General features: G+C 62.6%; 13 protein-coding genes. 11 read left to right on the top strand and 2 right to left on the bottom strand.

The genetic code is table 11. From position 1 onward, the window contains the following. The first annotated feature begins 84 nt into the window (after positions 1-84). The gene (locus JQF37_RS22055) at positions 85-1,893 is read left to right on the top strand and encodes a monovalent cation:proton antiporter-2 (CPA2) family protein (RefSeq protein WP_103404262.1); all 1,809 of its coding nucleotides are present in this window, start codon (positions 85-87) and stop codon (positions 1,891-1,893) included. Between the two features lie 157 nt (positions 1,894-2,050). Next, positions 2,051-3,160, top strand: a complete 1,110-nt coding sequence (locus JQF37_RS22060; protein ID WP_130208716.1) for a DNA alkylation repair protein — start codon at positions 2,051-2,053, stop codon at positions 3,158-3,160. On the opposite strand, the gene JQF37_RS22065 is transcribed toward JQF37_RS22060, so the two are convergent. After that, positions 3,141-3,713: a cytochrome b gene (locus tag JQF37_RS22065; protein WP_130208718.1), complete on the bottom strand. Its 573-nt coding sequence runs from the start codon at positions 3,711-3,713 to the stop codon at positions 3,141-3,143. The two genes, JQF37_RS22060 and JQF37_RS22065, sit on opposite strands and share 20 nt — an antisense overlap. A gap of 184 nt (positions 3,714-3,897) precedes the next feature. Between JQF37_RS22065 and JQF37_RS22070 the strand changes: the two genes are divergently transcribed. From JQF37_RS22070 to JQF37_RS22100, 7 genes are read left to right on the top strand one after another with little or no spacing between them, the layout of a single operon-like run. Then, complete coding sequence (locus tag JQF37_RS22070; protein ID WP_130208720.1) at positions 3,898-4,575, top strand: thermostable hemolysin; 678 nt, start codon at positions 3,898-3,900, stop codon at positions 4,573-4,575. Continuing rightward, complete coding sequence (locus tag JQF37_RS22075; protein ID WP_130208722.1) at positions 4,565-6,046, top strand: AMP-binding protein; 1,482 nt, start codon at positions 4,565-4,567, stop codon at positions 6,044-6,046. The genes JQF37_RS22070 and JQF37_RS22075 overlap by 11 nt, the downstream gene beginning before the upstream one ends. Beyond that, a complete protein-coding gene (locus JQF37_RS22080; protein WP_130208724.1) occupies positions 6,043-6,717 on the top strand; it encodes an iron-containing redox enzyme family protein in 675 nt (224 codons plus the stop codon). Before JQF37_RS22075 ends, JQF37_RS22080 begins: the two co-directional genes overlap by 4 nt. After that, positions 6,704-7,513: an SDR family oxidoreductase gene (locus tag JQF37_RS22085; RefSeq protein ID WP_047528140.1), complete on the top strand. Its 810-nt coding sequence runs from the start codon at positions 6,704-6,706 to the stop codon at positions 7,511-7,513. Before JQF37_RS22080 ends, JQF37_RS22085 begins: the two co-directional genes overlap by 14 nt. Next, positions 7,510-8,154: a tetratricopeptide repeat protein gene (locus tag JQF37_RS22090; RefSeq protein ID WP_130208726.1), complete on the top strand. Its 645-nt coding sequence runs from the start codon at positions 7,510-7,512 to the stop codon at positions 8,152-8,154. Before JQF37_RS22085 ends, JQF37_RS22090 begins: the two co-directional genes overlap by 4 nt. A gap of 11 nt (positions 8,155-8,165) precedes the next feature. Next, positions 8,166-8,828: a response regulator gene (locus JQF37_RS22095; RefSeq protein WP_130208728.1), complete on the top strand. Its 663-nt coding sequence runs from the start codon at positions 8,166-8,168 to the stop codon at positions 8,826-8,828. Beyond that, positions 8,825-10,210 carry an ATP-binding protein gene (locus JQF37_RS22100; RefSeq protein ID WP_130208730.1) on the top strand — a complete coding sequence of 462 codons (1,386 nt, stop codon included), beginning with the start codon at positions 8,825-8,827 and terminating at the stop codon, positions 10,208-10,210. Before JQF37_RS22095 ends, JQF37_RS22100 begins: the two co-directional genes overlap by 4 nt. 21 nt (positions 10,211-10,231) lie before the next feature. Here JQF37_RS22100 and JQF37_RS22105 read toward each other — a convergent pair whose 3' ends face one another. Then, positions 10,232-11,128 carry a LysR family transcriptional regulator gene (locus JQF37_RS22105; protein WP_130208732.1) on the bottom strand — a complete coding sequence of 299 codons (897 nt, stop codon included), beginning with the start codon at positions 11,126-11,128 and terminating at the stop codon, positions 10,232-10,234. A 118-nt stretch (positions 11,129-11,246) separates the two neighbouring features. Between JQF37_RS22105 and JQF37_RS22110 the strand changes: the two genes are divergently transcribed. Together JQF37_RS22110 and JQF37_RS22115 are read left to right on the top strand one after the other, a co-directional pair. After that, positions 11,247-12,893 (top strand): GMC family oxidoreductase N-terminal domain-containing protein, encoded by a 1,647-nt coding sequence (locus JQF37_RS22110; protein WP_130208734.1) that lies wholly within the window; start codon positions 11,247-11,249, stop codon positions 12,891-12,893. A gap of 226 nt (positions 12,894-13,119) precedes the next feature. Next, positions 13,120-14,742: an MFS transporter gene (locus JQF37_RS22115; protein WP_130208736.1), complete on the top strand. Its 1,623-nt coding sequence runs from the start codon at positions 13,120-13,122 to the stop codon at positions 14,740-14,742. Positions 14,743-14,744 lie beyond the last annotated feature (2 nt).

The following is a 14,744-nucleotide window of genomic DNA, read 5'->3' on the forward strand; positions in this document are numbered from 1 at the left end:
ACTGAGTTCCAACCCGTGGCTGACTCAGCCAGGCCCAGCCTTTATCCTTACCCCCCCACCGTACCGAGTGAATGGAGTTTTCTCATGCCCCATGAAGGCAATCTGCTGCAAGCCGCTGTCGTGTTTCTGCTCGCGGCGGTGCTCACCGTGCCGCTGGCCAAGCGGCTGCAACTGGGGGCGGTGCTGGGTTATCTGTTTGCCGGAGTGATCATCGGGCCTTCGGTGCTGGGCCTGATCGGCAATCCGCAGAGTGTCAGTCATATCTCGGAACTCGGCGTGGTGTTGCTGCTGTTCATCATCGGCCTGGAATTGTCGCCTCGACGCTTGTGGGTGATGCGCAAGTCGGTGTTTGGCGTCGGGCTGGCGCAGGTGTTGTTGACCGGCTCGGTGATCGGCGTGGTGGCGCTGCTGGTGTTCGGTCAGCCGCTCAACAGCGCGATCGTACTGGGCCTGGGCCTGGCGCTGTCATCCACGGCGTTTGGCCTGCAGAGCCTGGCCGAGCGCAAGGAACTGACCAGCCCCCACGGGCGCCTGGCGTTTGCCATTCTGCTGTTCCAGGACATCGCCGCGATCCCGCTGATCGCCATGGTGCCGCTGCTGGCCGGGGTCGATCACAACACCAGCACCGCCGACGATGTGAACCACGGCTTGCGGGTGCTGGGCAGCATAGCCGTCGTCGTGATCGGCGGACGCTACCTGTTGCGACCGGTGTTCCGGGTGGTGGCCAAAACCCGCCTGCCCGAGGTGTCCACGGCCACGGCGCTGCTGGTGGTCATCGGTACGGCATGGTTGATGGACCTGGTCGGTGTGTCGATGGCCCTTGGCGCCTTCCTTGCCGGCCTGCTGCTGGCGGATTCCGAGTACCGCCATGAACTGGAAGCGCAGATAGAACCGTTCAAGGGCCTGCTGCTGGGGCTGTTTTTCATCAGTGTCGGCATGGGCGCGAACCTGAGCCTGCTGCTGAGTGCGCCCGCCCTGGTGCTGGGCCTGACCCTGTTGCTCATCGCCTGCAAGCTGCCACTGCTGTTTGTCGTCGGCCGACTGGCCGGAGGCCTGGGCAAGGTCAACGCCGTTCGCCTCGGCATCGTCCTGGCGGCCGGCGGTGAGTTTGCCTTTGTGGTGTTCAAGATCGGTCGCGACCAGGGGCTGTTCGAACCGCATCTGTACGACTTGCTGGTGTTGACCATCACCCTGTCCATGGCGCTGACGCCGTTGTTGCTGCTGGTGTGCGACCGTCTGTTCAGCCCCAAGGTGCAACCGGTGGAGGTGCCTGAGAAATTCCGCGACTTCGACACCGAAGCTCCCCGTGTGGTGATCGCCGGCATGGGCCGGATGGGGCAGATCGTCGCGCGTATCCTGCGGGCGCAGAACATCAAGTTCGTCGCCCTCGACACGTCGGTGGAAACCATCGAACTGTCCCGCAGCTTCGGCGGCGTGCCCGTGTTCTACGGCGACCCGATGCGCCCGGAAATCCTCAAGGCAGCGAAAGTCGGCGAAGCGGAGTTTTTCGTGATTGCCACCGACGACCCGGACACCAACATCAAGACCGCCGAGCTGGTGCGCAAGCTCTACCCGGAGATGAAAATCATCGCCCGCGCACGCAACCGCCAGCATGTGCATCGGCTGATGGACGTGGACGCCCTGCCGGTGCGCGAGACCTTCTATTCCAGCCTGGAAATGAGCCGGCAGACCTTGATCGGGCTGGGATTGACCCATGCCCAGGCGGATGCGCGGATCAAGCGCTTCAAACATCACGATGAGCAGGTGCTTGAAGCCCAGCATGCGGTGTACGACGATGCGGTGAAAGTCATGCAGACCGCCCAGGAAGCGCGGGCGGAACTGGCGCGGCTGTTTGAGTCGGATCAGCTGGAAGAGCAAGCCGCCAGGGAATGATGCGTTGGCACGGGCCTCATCGCGGGCAAGCCCGCTCCCACAATGATTTCGGATGAGCTGAAATTTTGCCTGCCCCACGATCCTGTGGGAGCGGGCTTGCCCGCGATGAACGATCACGCGTTGTATCGGATGCATAACGAACGCAAAGGAATTCACAATGGCTGCTGATTCATCCTCCCCCGCCCTCAAGGAAATCTTCAACACCGAACGCCTCCAGCACATTGCCACCGAGATGACCGCGGTCCATCCCGGGTTCGACGCCAGGGCGTTCCTGAAGCTGGCGAAAAACGGTCTGGCGGACCTGTCGGTGATGCAACGCATGGCCCGCGTCAGCGAATGCCTGCACGCGGTGCTGGCGCTGGACTTCGAAGCCTCTCTGCCGCTGTTGCGCGCCCTCGCGCCGCGCCTGAACAGCGGCTTCGTCAGCATGTGCCTGCCGCACTACGTCGCGACTTATGGCGCCGAACGATTCGAACTGTCGATGGACGCACTCAAGTACTTCACCGCCTTCGGCTCTTCGGAATTCGCCATCCGCCACTTCCTGCGTCGCGATCTGGAGCGTTCCCTCAAGCGGATGCATGAATGGTCGCTGGACGCCAACGAACACGTCCGGCGCCTGGCCAGTGAAGGCTGCCGGCCACGGTTGCCGTGGTCGTTTCGCCTGGAGTCGATCCAGGCCGAGCCACGCCTGGCGGCCGCCATTCTCGACAACCTCAAGGCCGACCCCAGCCTGTATGTGCGCAAGTCCGTGGCCAATCACCTCAACGACATCACCAAGGACCATCCCGAGTGGGTACTGGACCTGATCGAAAGCTGGTCACTGGAAAACAAACACACGGCGTGGATCGCCAGGCACGCGCTGCGCAGCCTGATTAAACAGGGTAATCAAAGGGCACTGGCCATCATCGGCGCCAGCGGCAAGCCTGAAGTCGAGATCATCGACCTGCAGGTCAATCCGCCGGTGATTGGCCTGGGGGAAAAAATCACCCTGTCCTTTGCCGTCAAATCCACGGCAGAGGTCAGCCAGCGCCTGGTGATCGACTACGCCGTCGACTACGTCAAGGCCAACGGCAGCACGTCGGCGAAGGTGTTCAAGCTCAAGGCCCTGACATTGCCTGGCAAGGCCACCGAATCCATCGCCCGCAGCCAGCACATCAAGGAACTGACCACCCGTCGCCACTATGCGGGCCGGCATGCGGTGCATGTGTTGATCAATGGCGAACGGCTGGCGAGTTCAGCCTTCGAGATCAGGGTTGACGCTGGTTGAGCGCATCCCGTGAGCGGCCTGGCAGCATGCGCGTCAGGGTGTTGTCCTGGACCCAATAGTGATGGAACAAGCCTGCCGCCGCATGCAGGCCGATCAACCAGTAGCCGGCATTTCCGAGCAGCTCGTGCCAGTGCTTGAACTGTTTGGCCAGGTCGGGATCGACAGACACCAGTGCCGGCAGGGCAAATCCAAAATAGGGCATCGGCTTGCCACCTGCCGACAGCATCAGCCAGGCCAGTAACGGCGTGGCGATCATCAGCACATACAGCGCCAGATGCATCAGGTGCGAAACACCGGTCTGCCAGGTGGGCGGCGCCGGCGTGATGGGTGGGCGCGGGGTCAGCCGTCCGAGCAGACGGATCCAGACCAGGGCAAAAATACTCAAGCCGAACACACCGTGCAGCCCGAGGAAAAAACTCCTCCCCGTACTGCCACGGGGCAATAACCCCTTGATTTCGATGCAGGCGTATACGCCGACAAACAGCGCCAGCATCAGCCAGTGCAGCGTGATAGACAGTTTTCCGTAACGTTGTGCCGTTGAATCGCGGGTCATGGTGGGCCTCGTGAGCGTCAGTCCAGGCTGGCGACTCATTCGCACAACCTGATCGTGCGCCACCCTGCCAGCGCAATCTTAAGCGAACCTGAAGACGACGTGATTTAACTTTTTTCTCACCTTCAGACTCCGTTAAGAAATGCTTCCGATACTCCTCTCAAACTTCACCGGGAGGCGTCTTTCAATGCCCCATTCCTACTGGAACATCCCTCTACCTCTGCAGTTCGGCCAAGCGGAAACACCGCAGATGAGCCTGGCCAGAGCGTTGCCGGATGACCCCCAGCGCAAATTGTTCGAAACCTTTATCCAGCAACGTTTCCGCAAGGCCCATGGCGCCGACATCCGCCATTTCATGCCGGAGCTGTTCGGCATGAGCAATGACGCGGGTGAGCTCTGCGCAGTGGCCGGCGTGCGTCTGGCCAATGAAGGAGAGCTGTTTTTGGAGCGTTACCTGGACGAACCGATCGACCCGCTGATCAGCGTCGCCGCTGATCGCCCGGTGGAACGGGCCGGTATCGTCGAAGTGGGCAATCTGGCGGCCAGTGACACCGGCAGCGCACGAATGAGCATCATCGCCATCACCTACCTGCTGGCCATGGGTGGCCTGGAATGGGTGGCGTTTACCGGCAACATCGGCCTGGTCAACAGCTTCCACCGGCTCGGTCTGAAGCCGGTGACCCTGTGCGCCGCCGACCCGGCGCGACTGGGCGAGGACCGGCACAGTTGGGGCAGCTATTACGAGAGCAAGCCTTGGGTGCACGTCGGCAATATCCGCGCCGGATTCATTCATTTACGCAATATCGGACTGTTCGCTCGCCTGGGTTTGTCGACGTCCATGGAGGGGTTCAACCATGTCGCCTGAAATGGAACGTTTCGACCGGATCCTGCGCCGCCACGCCGAAGAAAAACCCCTTGGCATCGCCTTGTGGGGCGATCAGTCGAAGCTGGACTACGCCACGCTCTACACCGAGGTGACGAGCCACCGACAGCGCCTGCGCGATGAGAACGTCAAGGTGGTCGCCTTGGCGCTGGACAATGGCGTCGACGCGATGCTCTGGGACCTGGCCGCCCTGTTTGAAGGCCTGACGTGCCTGACGTTGCCGCCGTTCTTCAGCCCCGCACAACGCAACCATTGTCTGGAGCAGAGCCAGGCCGAACTCGTGATCGCCGGGCCGGAGCTAGACAGCGACCTGCGAACGAACGGATATGAGCACACCGGCGAGTTCTGGCGCCGCACCTTCAAGGGGCCCAACCGGATGCCCGAAGGCACCGCCAAGCTGACCTTCACGTCCGGCACCACCGGCACACCGAAAGGCGTCTGCCTGAGTGCCGAGAGCATTCTGCAGGTGGCCCGCGAACTGGAACTGGCCAGCCGGCCCAGCCAGCCGCAACACCACCTGGCCCTGCTGCCGCTGGCCATCCTGCTGGAAAATATCGGTTGTTATGCGGCGTTGTACGCGGGGGCGACCTTGAGCCTGCCCAGCCAGAAAACCCTGGGCATTCAGGGCGCCAGCGGCGTGGATGTACCGCGCTTGCTGGGGTGTCTGGCCGCCCGAGCACCGCAGAGTCTGATTCTGGTGCCGCAATTGCTGTTGATGCTGGTCAGCGCCGCCGAGCAGAAAGGCTTCGACCCGCAACACCTGCGATTTGCCGCGGTGGGCGGTGCGCGGGTCGCCACGGAGTTGCTGCAGCGGGCGCAACGCGTGGGCATACCGGTCTACGAAGGCTACGGTCTGTCGGAGTGCGCGTCAGTGGTCTGCCTCAATCGGCCGCAGGCATGTCGCCCCGGCAGTGTCGGCCGGCCCCTGCCCCATGTGCAGATTCGCCTGGCCGACGACGGTGAGGTGCTGATCAAGGGATCGACGCTGCTCGGCTACCTGGGGGACGCGCCGCACACCGATCAATGGTGGTCCAGCGGCGATCTCGGCGAATTCGACGCCGAGGGCTTCCTTTACCTCAAGGGGCGCAAGAAGCATCAGTTCGTCACCAGTTTCGGTCGTAACGTGAACCCCGAGTGGGTCGAGGCCGAATTGACCCAACGTCGTCATATCGCCCAGGCGTTCGTCTACGGCGAAGCCATGCCCCACAACCATGCGTTGCTCTGGCCCCATCGCCCCGACTGCCCGGACAAGCAACTGGCCGCCGCCGTGGCCGAGGCCAACGCGGACTTGCCCGACTACGCCCAGGTCCATCACTGGACCCGCCTGGATCAACCCTTCACCCCAGCCAATGGCCTGCTGACCGCCAATGGCCGCCCCCGCCGCGACGCCATTGTCGAGCGGTACCGGGCACAACTGACCGAATCTGCGTTTTCAGAGGACACCGCATCATGAGTTTTTTTGACGCACTGCAAGAAGCCACCCACCAGGAACGCCACGAACTGTTCACCCTACCGGTCATTCGCGATGCCCTGGAGGGCAAGGTCAGCCTGGAAAGCTACCGGGCGTTCCTGACGCAAGCCTACTACCACGTTCGCCACACGGTGCCACTGATGATGGCCTGTGGCGCGCGCCTGCCCTCACGCCTGGAATGGCTGCGGCAAGCGGTGTGCGAGTACATCGAGGACGAATACGGCCACGAACAGTGGATCCTCAACGACATCGAAGTCTGCGGTGGCGACAAATCCGCTGTCCGCGACGGTCGCCCTTCGCTCCCCATCGAGTTGATGGTGAGCTTTCTCTACGACCTGATTGCCCGGGACAACCCGGTGGGCCTGTTCGGCATGGTCAACGTGCTGGAGGGCACCAGCATCGCCCTGGCCACCCACGCCGCCGGCAGTATTCGCGAACGCCTGGACTTGCCGGAAAGCGCCTTCAGCTACCTCAGTTCCCACGGTTCCCTGGATATCGAGCACATGCAGACCTACCGTCGCTTGATGAACACGCTGGACGACCCGGACGATCAGGCCGCCGTCATTCACGCCTCCAAAGTGGTGTACAAGCTCTACGCCGACATGTTCCGCGGTTTGCCACGTGACGGGGAGAACGCCCATGCGCCTGTCTGAAGCTCGTGTGGTATTGACCGGTGCCAGCGGCGGCATAGGCCTGGCCATCGCCACGGCCTTGTGCGACAGCGGCGCCCGGGTTTTGGCCGTGGCCCGGCATCGACAACCGTTGGAACCGTTGCTCGAGCGTTACCCCAATAACCTGTGCTGGATCGCAGCTGACCTGACGTCGCTCGCGGACCGTAACGAAGTCCTGGCCGAAGCCGAAAGCATCGGTGGCATCAACCTGTTGATCAATGCCGCCGGGGTCAATCATTTCGCCATGCTCGAACAACTGGATGACAGCGAGATCAACGCGATGCTCGCGCTGAATGTCGGTGCACCGATCTGCCTGACGAAAACCCTCCTGCCACTGCTCAAGCAGGCAACCAGCGCCATGGTGGTCAACGTCGGGTCAACCTACGGTTCCATCGGCTATCCCGGCTACGCCAGCTATTGCGCCACCAAGTTCGCGTTGCGCGGGTTTTCCGAAGCCCTGCGCCGGGAGCTGGCGGACACCCGGGTCAGCGTGCTCTACGTCGCCCCGCGTGCCACCCGCACCAGCATGAACAGCCCGGCGGCGCAGGCGCTCAACGATGCCCTGAAGTCCAACGTCGACGACCCGCAAACCGTGGCCGCCGCCGTGATTCACGCCATTGCCGGTGACCGTCGCGATCTGTACCTGGGCTGGCCGGAACGTTTTTTCGTGCGCCTCAACAGCCTGCTGCCCAATCTGGTGGACCGAGGCCTGCGCAAGCAATTACCACTGATCCGTAGCTTGAGTCAGAAGTCCGACAAGGAGAATCTCAAACCATGAACAAAATCGCCGCTTACCTGCTGCTGGGCGCCTTGAGCCAAAGTGCCTGGGCACTGGATGCCGCCGACGAGCAACGCCTGCTGGGCATCCAGCAAAACTGGGCACACATTCAGTACGAACTGCCCGAGGGCCAGCGAACCGCCGCATTCGAAAAGCTTGCCGCCCAGGCCTCAACCTTCACCCAGGAGCGCCAGAATGTGGCGGAAGCCTGGATCTGGTCCGGGATCGTCACCAGCAGTTGGGCCGGCGCCCAGGGCGGGCTTGGCGCGCTGAGCAAGGTCAAGGAGGCCAAAGTCGACCTGGAAAAAGCCCTGGCCCTGGACCCCAAGGCGCTGCAAGGCTCGGCCTACACCAGCCTTGCCGCGCTGTATGATCGCGTACCCGGCTGGCCGATCGGCTTCGGCGACGCGGACAAGGCCGAGCAGTTGCTCAAAACAGCGTTGCAACTCAACCCCAATGGCATCGACAGCCTGTACTTCTGGGGCGATCACCTTTACCGTCAAAAGCGTTACACCGAAGCCAAGGCAGCCTTGCAAAAAGCCCTGCAAGCGGCGCCCAGACCGGGCCGCGAAACCGCTGATGCCGGTCGTCGCAAGGAAATCGAGGCATTGCTGGTGGACGTCAATAAAAAACTCGGCTGACAGGAGTCCGTGTGCGCTTACTACTGGTTGAAGATGACGTGGCCTTGGGCGAAGGCATCCATCAGGCCCTGAGCCGTGAGGGCTACACGGTCGATTGGTTGCAGGACGGCAACAGCGCCTTGCATGCGTTGCTCAGTGAATCCTTCGATCTGGCGGTCCTCGACCTTGGTCTGCCGCGCATGGACGGCCTCGACGTGCTGCGACGTTTGCGCGACAGCGGCTCCAACCTGCCGGTGCTGATCCTCACGGCCCGCGATGCCACCGAGGACCGCATCGCCGGGCTGGATGCCGGGGCCGACGATTACCTGATCAAACCCTTTGACCTGGCCGAGCTCAAGGCCCGCCTTCGGGCCTTGTTGCGGCGCAGCGCCGGCCGCGCGCAGGTGTTGATCGAACACGCCGGCATCAGCCTGAACCCCGGCACCCAGCAAGTCAGCTATAACGGCGAGCCGGTCGCCCTGACGCCCAAGGAATATCAACTGCTGCACGAACTGCTCTCGCCACCCGGCCGGGTGATGACCCGCGATCATCTGATGCAGTTGCTGTACGGCTGGAACGAAGAAGCCGAGAGCAACACCCTGGAAGTGCACATCCATCACCTGCGCAAGAAATTCTCCACCGATCTGATCCGCACCATACGAGGGGTCGGTTATTTGGTGGAGGAGCGTCGATGACTTCGATCCGGCGTCGCACCCTGACGCTGATCATTGGCCTGATGCTCACCGGTCTCGCCGTGATCAGCGTGCTCAACCTGCATGACAGCAACCATGAAATCGCCGAGGTCTATGACGCTCAACTGGCCCAGAACGCCCGGATGCTGCAGGGCGTGATGCGCATGCCGCTGGCCAGCAAGCAGCACGCCGAACTGTATCAGGCGTTCAACCAGGCCCTGAGCGAAGCGGAGCCAAAGGTCGATGGCCATCCCTATGAAACCAAAATCGCCTTCCAGGTCTGGAACCGCAAGGGCGAGGTGTTGGTGCACACCCTCAGCGCCCCCTCATTCACCGCCCCGCCCGCCACGCCGGGCTTCAGCGATGTGGTGGACCTGAACAACCGCCACTGGCGCGCCTTCCTGCTCGAAGACAAACAGAATGAGCTGCGGATCTGGGTCGGTGAGCGCGACGACGTACGCGCGGATCTGGTGGATCGCATCGTGCGTCACACCCTGTGGCCGAACATATTGGGTAGCCTGGTGCTCGCGGCGATGGTCTGGATGGCCATTGGCTGGGGCCTCAAGCCCCTGGCCGACATGGCAGAGACCCTGCGGGCACGCCACAGTGGCTCGCTCGAGCCGTTGCACCTGACGCCCCTGCCGAGCGAACTCGAACCGATGCAGGCGGCACTCAACCGCATGCTGGCGCAGATTCAGGAAGTGCTCGGCCGAGAGCGGCGCTTCATTGCCGATGCCGCCCATGAAATGCGCACGCCCCTGGCAGTCTTGCGGGTGCACGCGCAGAACCTGATGGAGGCCGGCACCGAAGAGGAGCGCCGCGAGTCCCTGGCGTTCCTGATCGCCGGCGTCGATCGCACCAGCCGCCTGGTCAACCAGCTGTTGACCATGGCCCGCCTCGAACCCAAAGCCCAGACACCGGCAATGCACGCCATCGACCTGAACGAAACGGTGCGTGACAGCCTGGTTCAGCTCACCCCCTGGTTGCTGAGCAAACATCTGGAACTGGCCTTCGATGCCAGTGACCACCCCTGCAAGGTCTTCGCCGACCCCGCCGCCATCGACATCGCGCTGAACAACCTGATCACCAATGCCGCGAACTTCTCCCCCGAGCACGGCGTCATTACCGTGCAGTTGACACAGGTCGATGGTTTCTACGCGCTGAGTGTCCTGGATCAGGGACCGGGTATCGACGAAGCGGATCGCGTACGTGTGTTCGAACGCTTCTACAGTCGTGGCAACGCCCAGGGCGCGGGACTGGGGCTGACGATCGTCAACACCATTGCCCATCGACTGGGTGGACGCATCACCCTGGTCAATCGACCTGAAGGCGGATTGCAGGCAACCCTGACGATTCCGGATGCCCGGCCGCTCATTACTCCCTAGCATCCCCTTGGGATGCCGTCCCTAGAGGGGGTTGGGGCCGAGCAACAAGCCCTGTTCCCGTTCACACAATTGCACCACGTAGTCCCACAACACGCGCAGCCGCACGGATTTGTGCAGCTCGCGGCGGGTGCTGATCCAGTAGCTGCGCTGGATGCTCTCCTCCGGCAGCAACGGCACCAGTCCGGGATCGGCGCCGGCCATGTAACACGGCAGCACCGCGATCCCCAGGCCCGCGCGCGCGGCCTGTTGCTGGGCGATGACGCTGGTGCTGTGGAACACCACCCGCGGGTTGCGGCAGAAGCTGTTGAGGAACATCAGTTCCTGGCTGAACAGCAAATCGTCGACGTAACCGATCCACGCATGCCGGCCCAGGTCTTCGCGACTACGCAGCGCCGGCGAACGATCGAGATAGTCCTGGCTGGCGTACAGCGCCAGGCGATAGTCGGTGAGTTTGCGGGTGACCAGCATGTCGGCGGCCGGTCGTTCGAGGTGGATGCTGATTTCCGCCTCGCGGTTGAGAATGCTGACAAAGCGCGGCACCGCCACCAGTTCCACCTCCAGCCCCGGATAGCGTTCGAACAGGCCATTCATGCGGCTGGCCAGGAACATGATGCCCAGGCCCTCGGTCACGCCCACGCGAATCTTGCCCAAGGGCGCCGTGGATTGGGTGATTTCCTCCTGGGCCAGCAGCGCGACGTTCTCCATGGCTTCGGCGTGCTTGAGCAGCGCCTCGCCGGCCGGTGTCAGCTCGTAACCCTGGGCATGCTGAACGAACAGCGCGGTGCCGAGGCTTTTTTCGATGGCCTCGATGTGCCGTGCCACGGTGGCGTGGGTGGTGTTCAAGCGTCGGGCTGCGGTCAACAAACGTCCGCTGCGCTGCAACTCGAGAAAAAACCGCAGGTCATTCCAGTCGAACATGAATCGTCCTTGTTTACAGGTGTTTAAAAACGCACAGCAGCTGCGTAAAAACTAACATTCTTTTGACGAAAGCTAACAACTAGGATGGATCAACAAGAACAACAACATGAGGTCAGGGATGCAGACTTCCCTTGATGAGTACGACTACATCGTGGTCGGGGCCGGCCCGGCCGGTTGTTTGCTGGCCAATCGGCTGTCAGCCAACCCGCAACACCGCGTACTGCTGCTCGAAGCCGGCGGCCGCGATAACTATGCGTGGATTCACATCCCGGTGGGCTACCTGTTCTGTATCGGCAACCCGCGCACCGACTGGTGCTTCAAGACCGAAGCCCAACCCGGCTTGCAGGGCCGTGCCTTGAGCTATCCGCGCGGCAAAGTGCTCGGTGGCTGCTCCTCGATCAACGGCATGATCTACATGCGCGGCCAGGCGGGCGACTACGACAACTGGGCTGCCGAGGGCAATCCGGGCTGGCGCTGGCAAGACGTCCTGCCGCTGTTCAAGAAAAGCGAAAACCACTTTGCCGGCGACTCGGCGTTTCACAGTGGTGCCGGCGAGTGGCGGGTCGAACGCCAGCGTCTGTCGTGGCCGATTCTCGATGCCTTCCGCAGCGCCGCCGAGCAAAGCGGCATCGCCAGCATCGATGACTTCAACCAGGGCGACAACGAAGGCTGCGGCTACTTCCAGGTCAATCAAAAGGCCGGGGTCCGCTGGAACGCGGCCAAGGCGTTTCTCAAGCCCGTCCGCCATCGCCCCAACCTGACCGTACTGACCGGCGTCGAAGTCGACCGCGTGCTGTTGGAGAATGGCCGCGCTGCAGCGGTCGTCGCTCGCTGGCAGGGCCAGGCCAGGACCTTCAAGGCTCGCAAGGAAATCGTCCTGAGCGCCGGTTCGGTCGGCTCGCCGAGCATCCTGCAGCGTTCCGGGATCGGCCCTCGTCCACTCCTGCAACGGCTAGGCATCGGCGTCGCGCATGAACTGGCCGGCGTCGGCGGCAACCTGCAGGATCACCTGCAATTGCGCCTGATCTACAAACTGCAAAATGCCCGCACCCTGAACCAGATCGCCGGCAGCCTGTGGGGCAAGATGGGCATGGGCCTGCGCTATCTGTATGACCGCAGCGGCCCGCTGTCCATGGCGCCCAGTCAGCTCGGCGCGTTCGCTCGTTCGGGGCCGGAGCAGACCTCGGCGAACCTGGAATATCACGTGCAACCGCTGTCGCTGGAGCGTTTCGGTGAACCGCTGCATGCCTTCCCCGCCTTCACCGCATCGGTCTGCGACCTGCGCCCGCAGAGTCGCGGCCGGGTGGAAATCCGCTCCGCCAACCCGCAGGACGCGCCGCTGATTCAACCCAATTACCTGAGCCATCCGGAGGACTTGCGCGTCGCCGCCGACGCCATTCGCCTGACCCGGCGCATCGTTGCCGCACCGGCGCTGAAGGCGTTCAATCCGGTCGAATACCTGCCCGGCGACAGCCTGCAAAGCGAAGAAGAGCTGCACGAAGCCGCCGCCCGGATCGGCACCACGATTTTCCACCCGGTCGGTACTTGCCGCATGGGCAATGACACGCACGCGGTGGTCGATGCCGAACTGCGCGTGCACGGGATTCCCGGCCTGCGCATCGCCGACGCCTCGATCATGCCGCGCATCACCTCGGGCAATACCTGTTCGCCCACGCTGATGATCGCCGAGAAAGCGGCACAACTGATCCTCAACCCCAATACAAGGAGCATCACCGAGACAAAGGAACGGGTCACACACTCGTAAACCCACGCGAACACTGTAGGAGCGAGCCTGCTCGCGATGGTCGTCAACGATAACGCTGACAACCTGACACCCATGTGCGCTCTCAAGTTCATCGTCGGAACGCCGCCCGGAGCAGGCTCGCTCCTACGGAAACGCGTACATCCGATACATCGAAGCAGCGGCGCCCGCCCTCAAAGCCGGCGTCGACAGTGGAACAACAAAAACAATCACTGTGAGGGATACCGATATGTCAGAACACGTTCAGCCCCTGGAAAGCTTACGCAGCGTGCGTACCAGCCAGGACACCCAGAAAGTCATCTTCGCCTCCTCGCTCGGGACAGTCTTCGAGTGGTATGACTTTTTCCTCTACGGCGCCCTCGCGGCGGTGATCAGCAAGCAGTTCTTCGCCGGGGTCAACGACACCACGGCGTTCATCTTTGCCCTGATGGCTTTCGCCGCCGGCTTCATCGTGAGGCCGTTCGGCGCCCTGGTGTTCGGCCGGTTGGGGGACATGATCGGACGCAAGTACACCTTCCTCGCCACCATCGTCCTCATGGGCCTGGCGACCTTCTGCGTCGGCCTGCTGCCCAATTACGCCAGCATCGGCATCGCCGCACCGATCATCCTCGTGGCGCTGCGTATGCTTCAGGGCCTGGCCCTGGGCGGCGAGTACGGCGGTGCCGCGACCTACGTCGCAGAGCACGCGCCCATCGGCAAACGCGGCTTCCACACCAGCTGGATTCAGTCCACCGCCACCCTTGGCCTGCTGTTGTCGCTGCTGGTGGTGCTCGGTTGCCGTTACTTCACGGGCGATCAGTTCGAAGTCTGGGGCTGGCGCATCCCGTTCCTGTTCTCGATCATCCTGCTGGGCATCTCGACCTGGATTCGCCTGAGCCTGCACGAGTCGCCGGCCTTCGTGAAAATGAAAGAAGAAGGCAAACTCTGCAAGTCGCCGATCCGTGACTCCTTCGGCAAATGGGAAAACCTCAAGGTCGTGCTTATCGCCCTGTTCAGCATCAACGCCGGGCAAGCCGTGACCTTTTACGCCGCGCAGTTCTATGTGCTGTTCTTCCTCACCCAGTTCTTGAAAATGGACCCCGCCGTCGCCAACGGCCTGCTGATTGTCAGCGTGACCATTGGCGCGCCGTTCTTCATCTTCTTCGGCTGGCTGTCGGACAAAGTCGGGCGCAAACCGGTGCTGATGATTGGCCTGCTGCTGGCCACTGCGCTGTACTTCCCGATCTTCAAGACCCTGGCCCACTACGCCAACCCGGCCATCGACCTGGCCAGCCGTCAGGCACCGATCACCGTGCTGGCCGACCCGGCCACCTGCACCTTTCAGTTCGACCCGGTGGGCAAGGCGAAATTCGACAGCCCGTGCGACAAGGTCAAAACCTTCCTGGTTAAACAGGGCTTGCCCTATACCAGCGCCGTGGCGCCGGCCGGCAGCACTGTGCAGGTCAGCGTTGGCGACGTGAAGATCGACGGGTTTGACGAAGCGGCATTGCGCGGCGCCGTCACCCTTGCCGGTTATCCGCAGCAAGCCGACCTGCAACAGATCAACAAACCGATGATCGTCGCGCTGATCGTGGCACTGATCATCATTTCCGCGATGTGCTACGGGCCGCTGGCGGCGCTGATGGTGGAGCTGTTCCCGACGCGCATCCGCTACACCTCGATGTCCCTGCCCTACCACATCGGCAACGGCTGGTTCGGCGGCTTCCTGCCGACGGTGTCGTTCGCGTTGGTGGTGTACACCGGGGACATTTTCTACGGGCTCTGGTACCCGGTGGTGATCACCGGCGTCAGCCTGGTGGTGGGACTGATCTGTTTGCGCGAGACCCGCAACGTCGACCTGCACAAAAATTAAGG

The sequence above is a fragment of the Pseudomonas sp. MIL9 genome (genome assembly GCF_016887925.1).
In the GTDB taxonomy this organism is placed as follows: domain Bacteria; phylum Pseudomonadota; class Gammaproteobacteria; order Pseudomonadales; family Pseudomonadaceae; genus Aquipseudomonas; species Aquipseudomonas mohnii.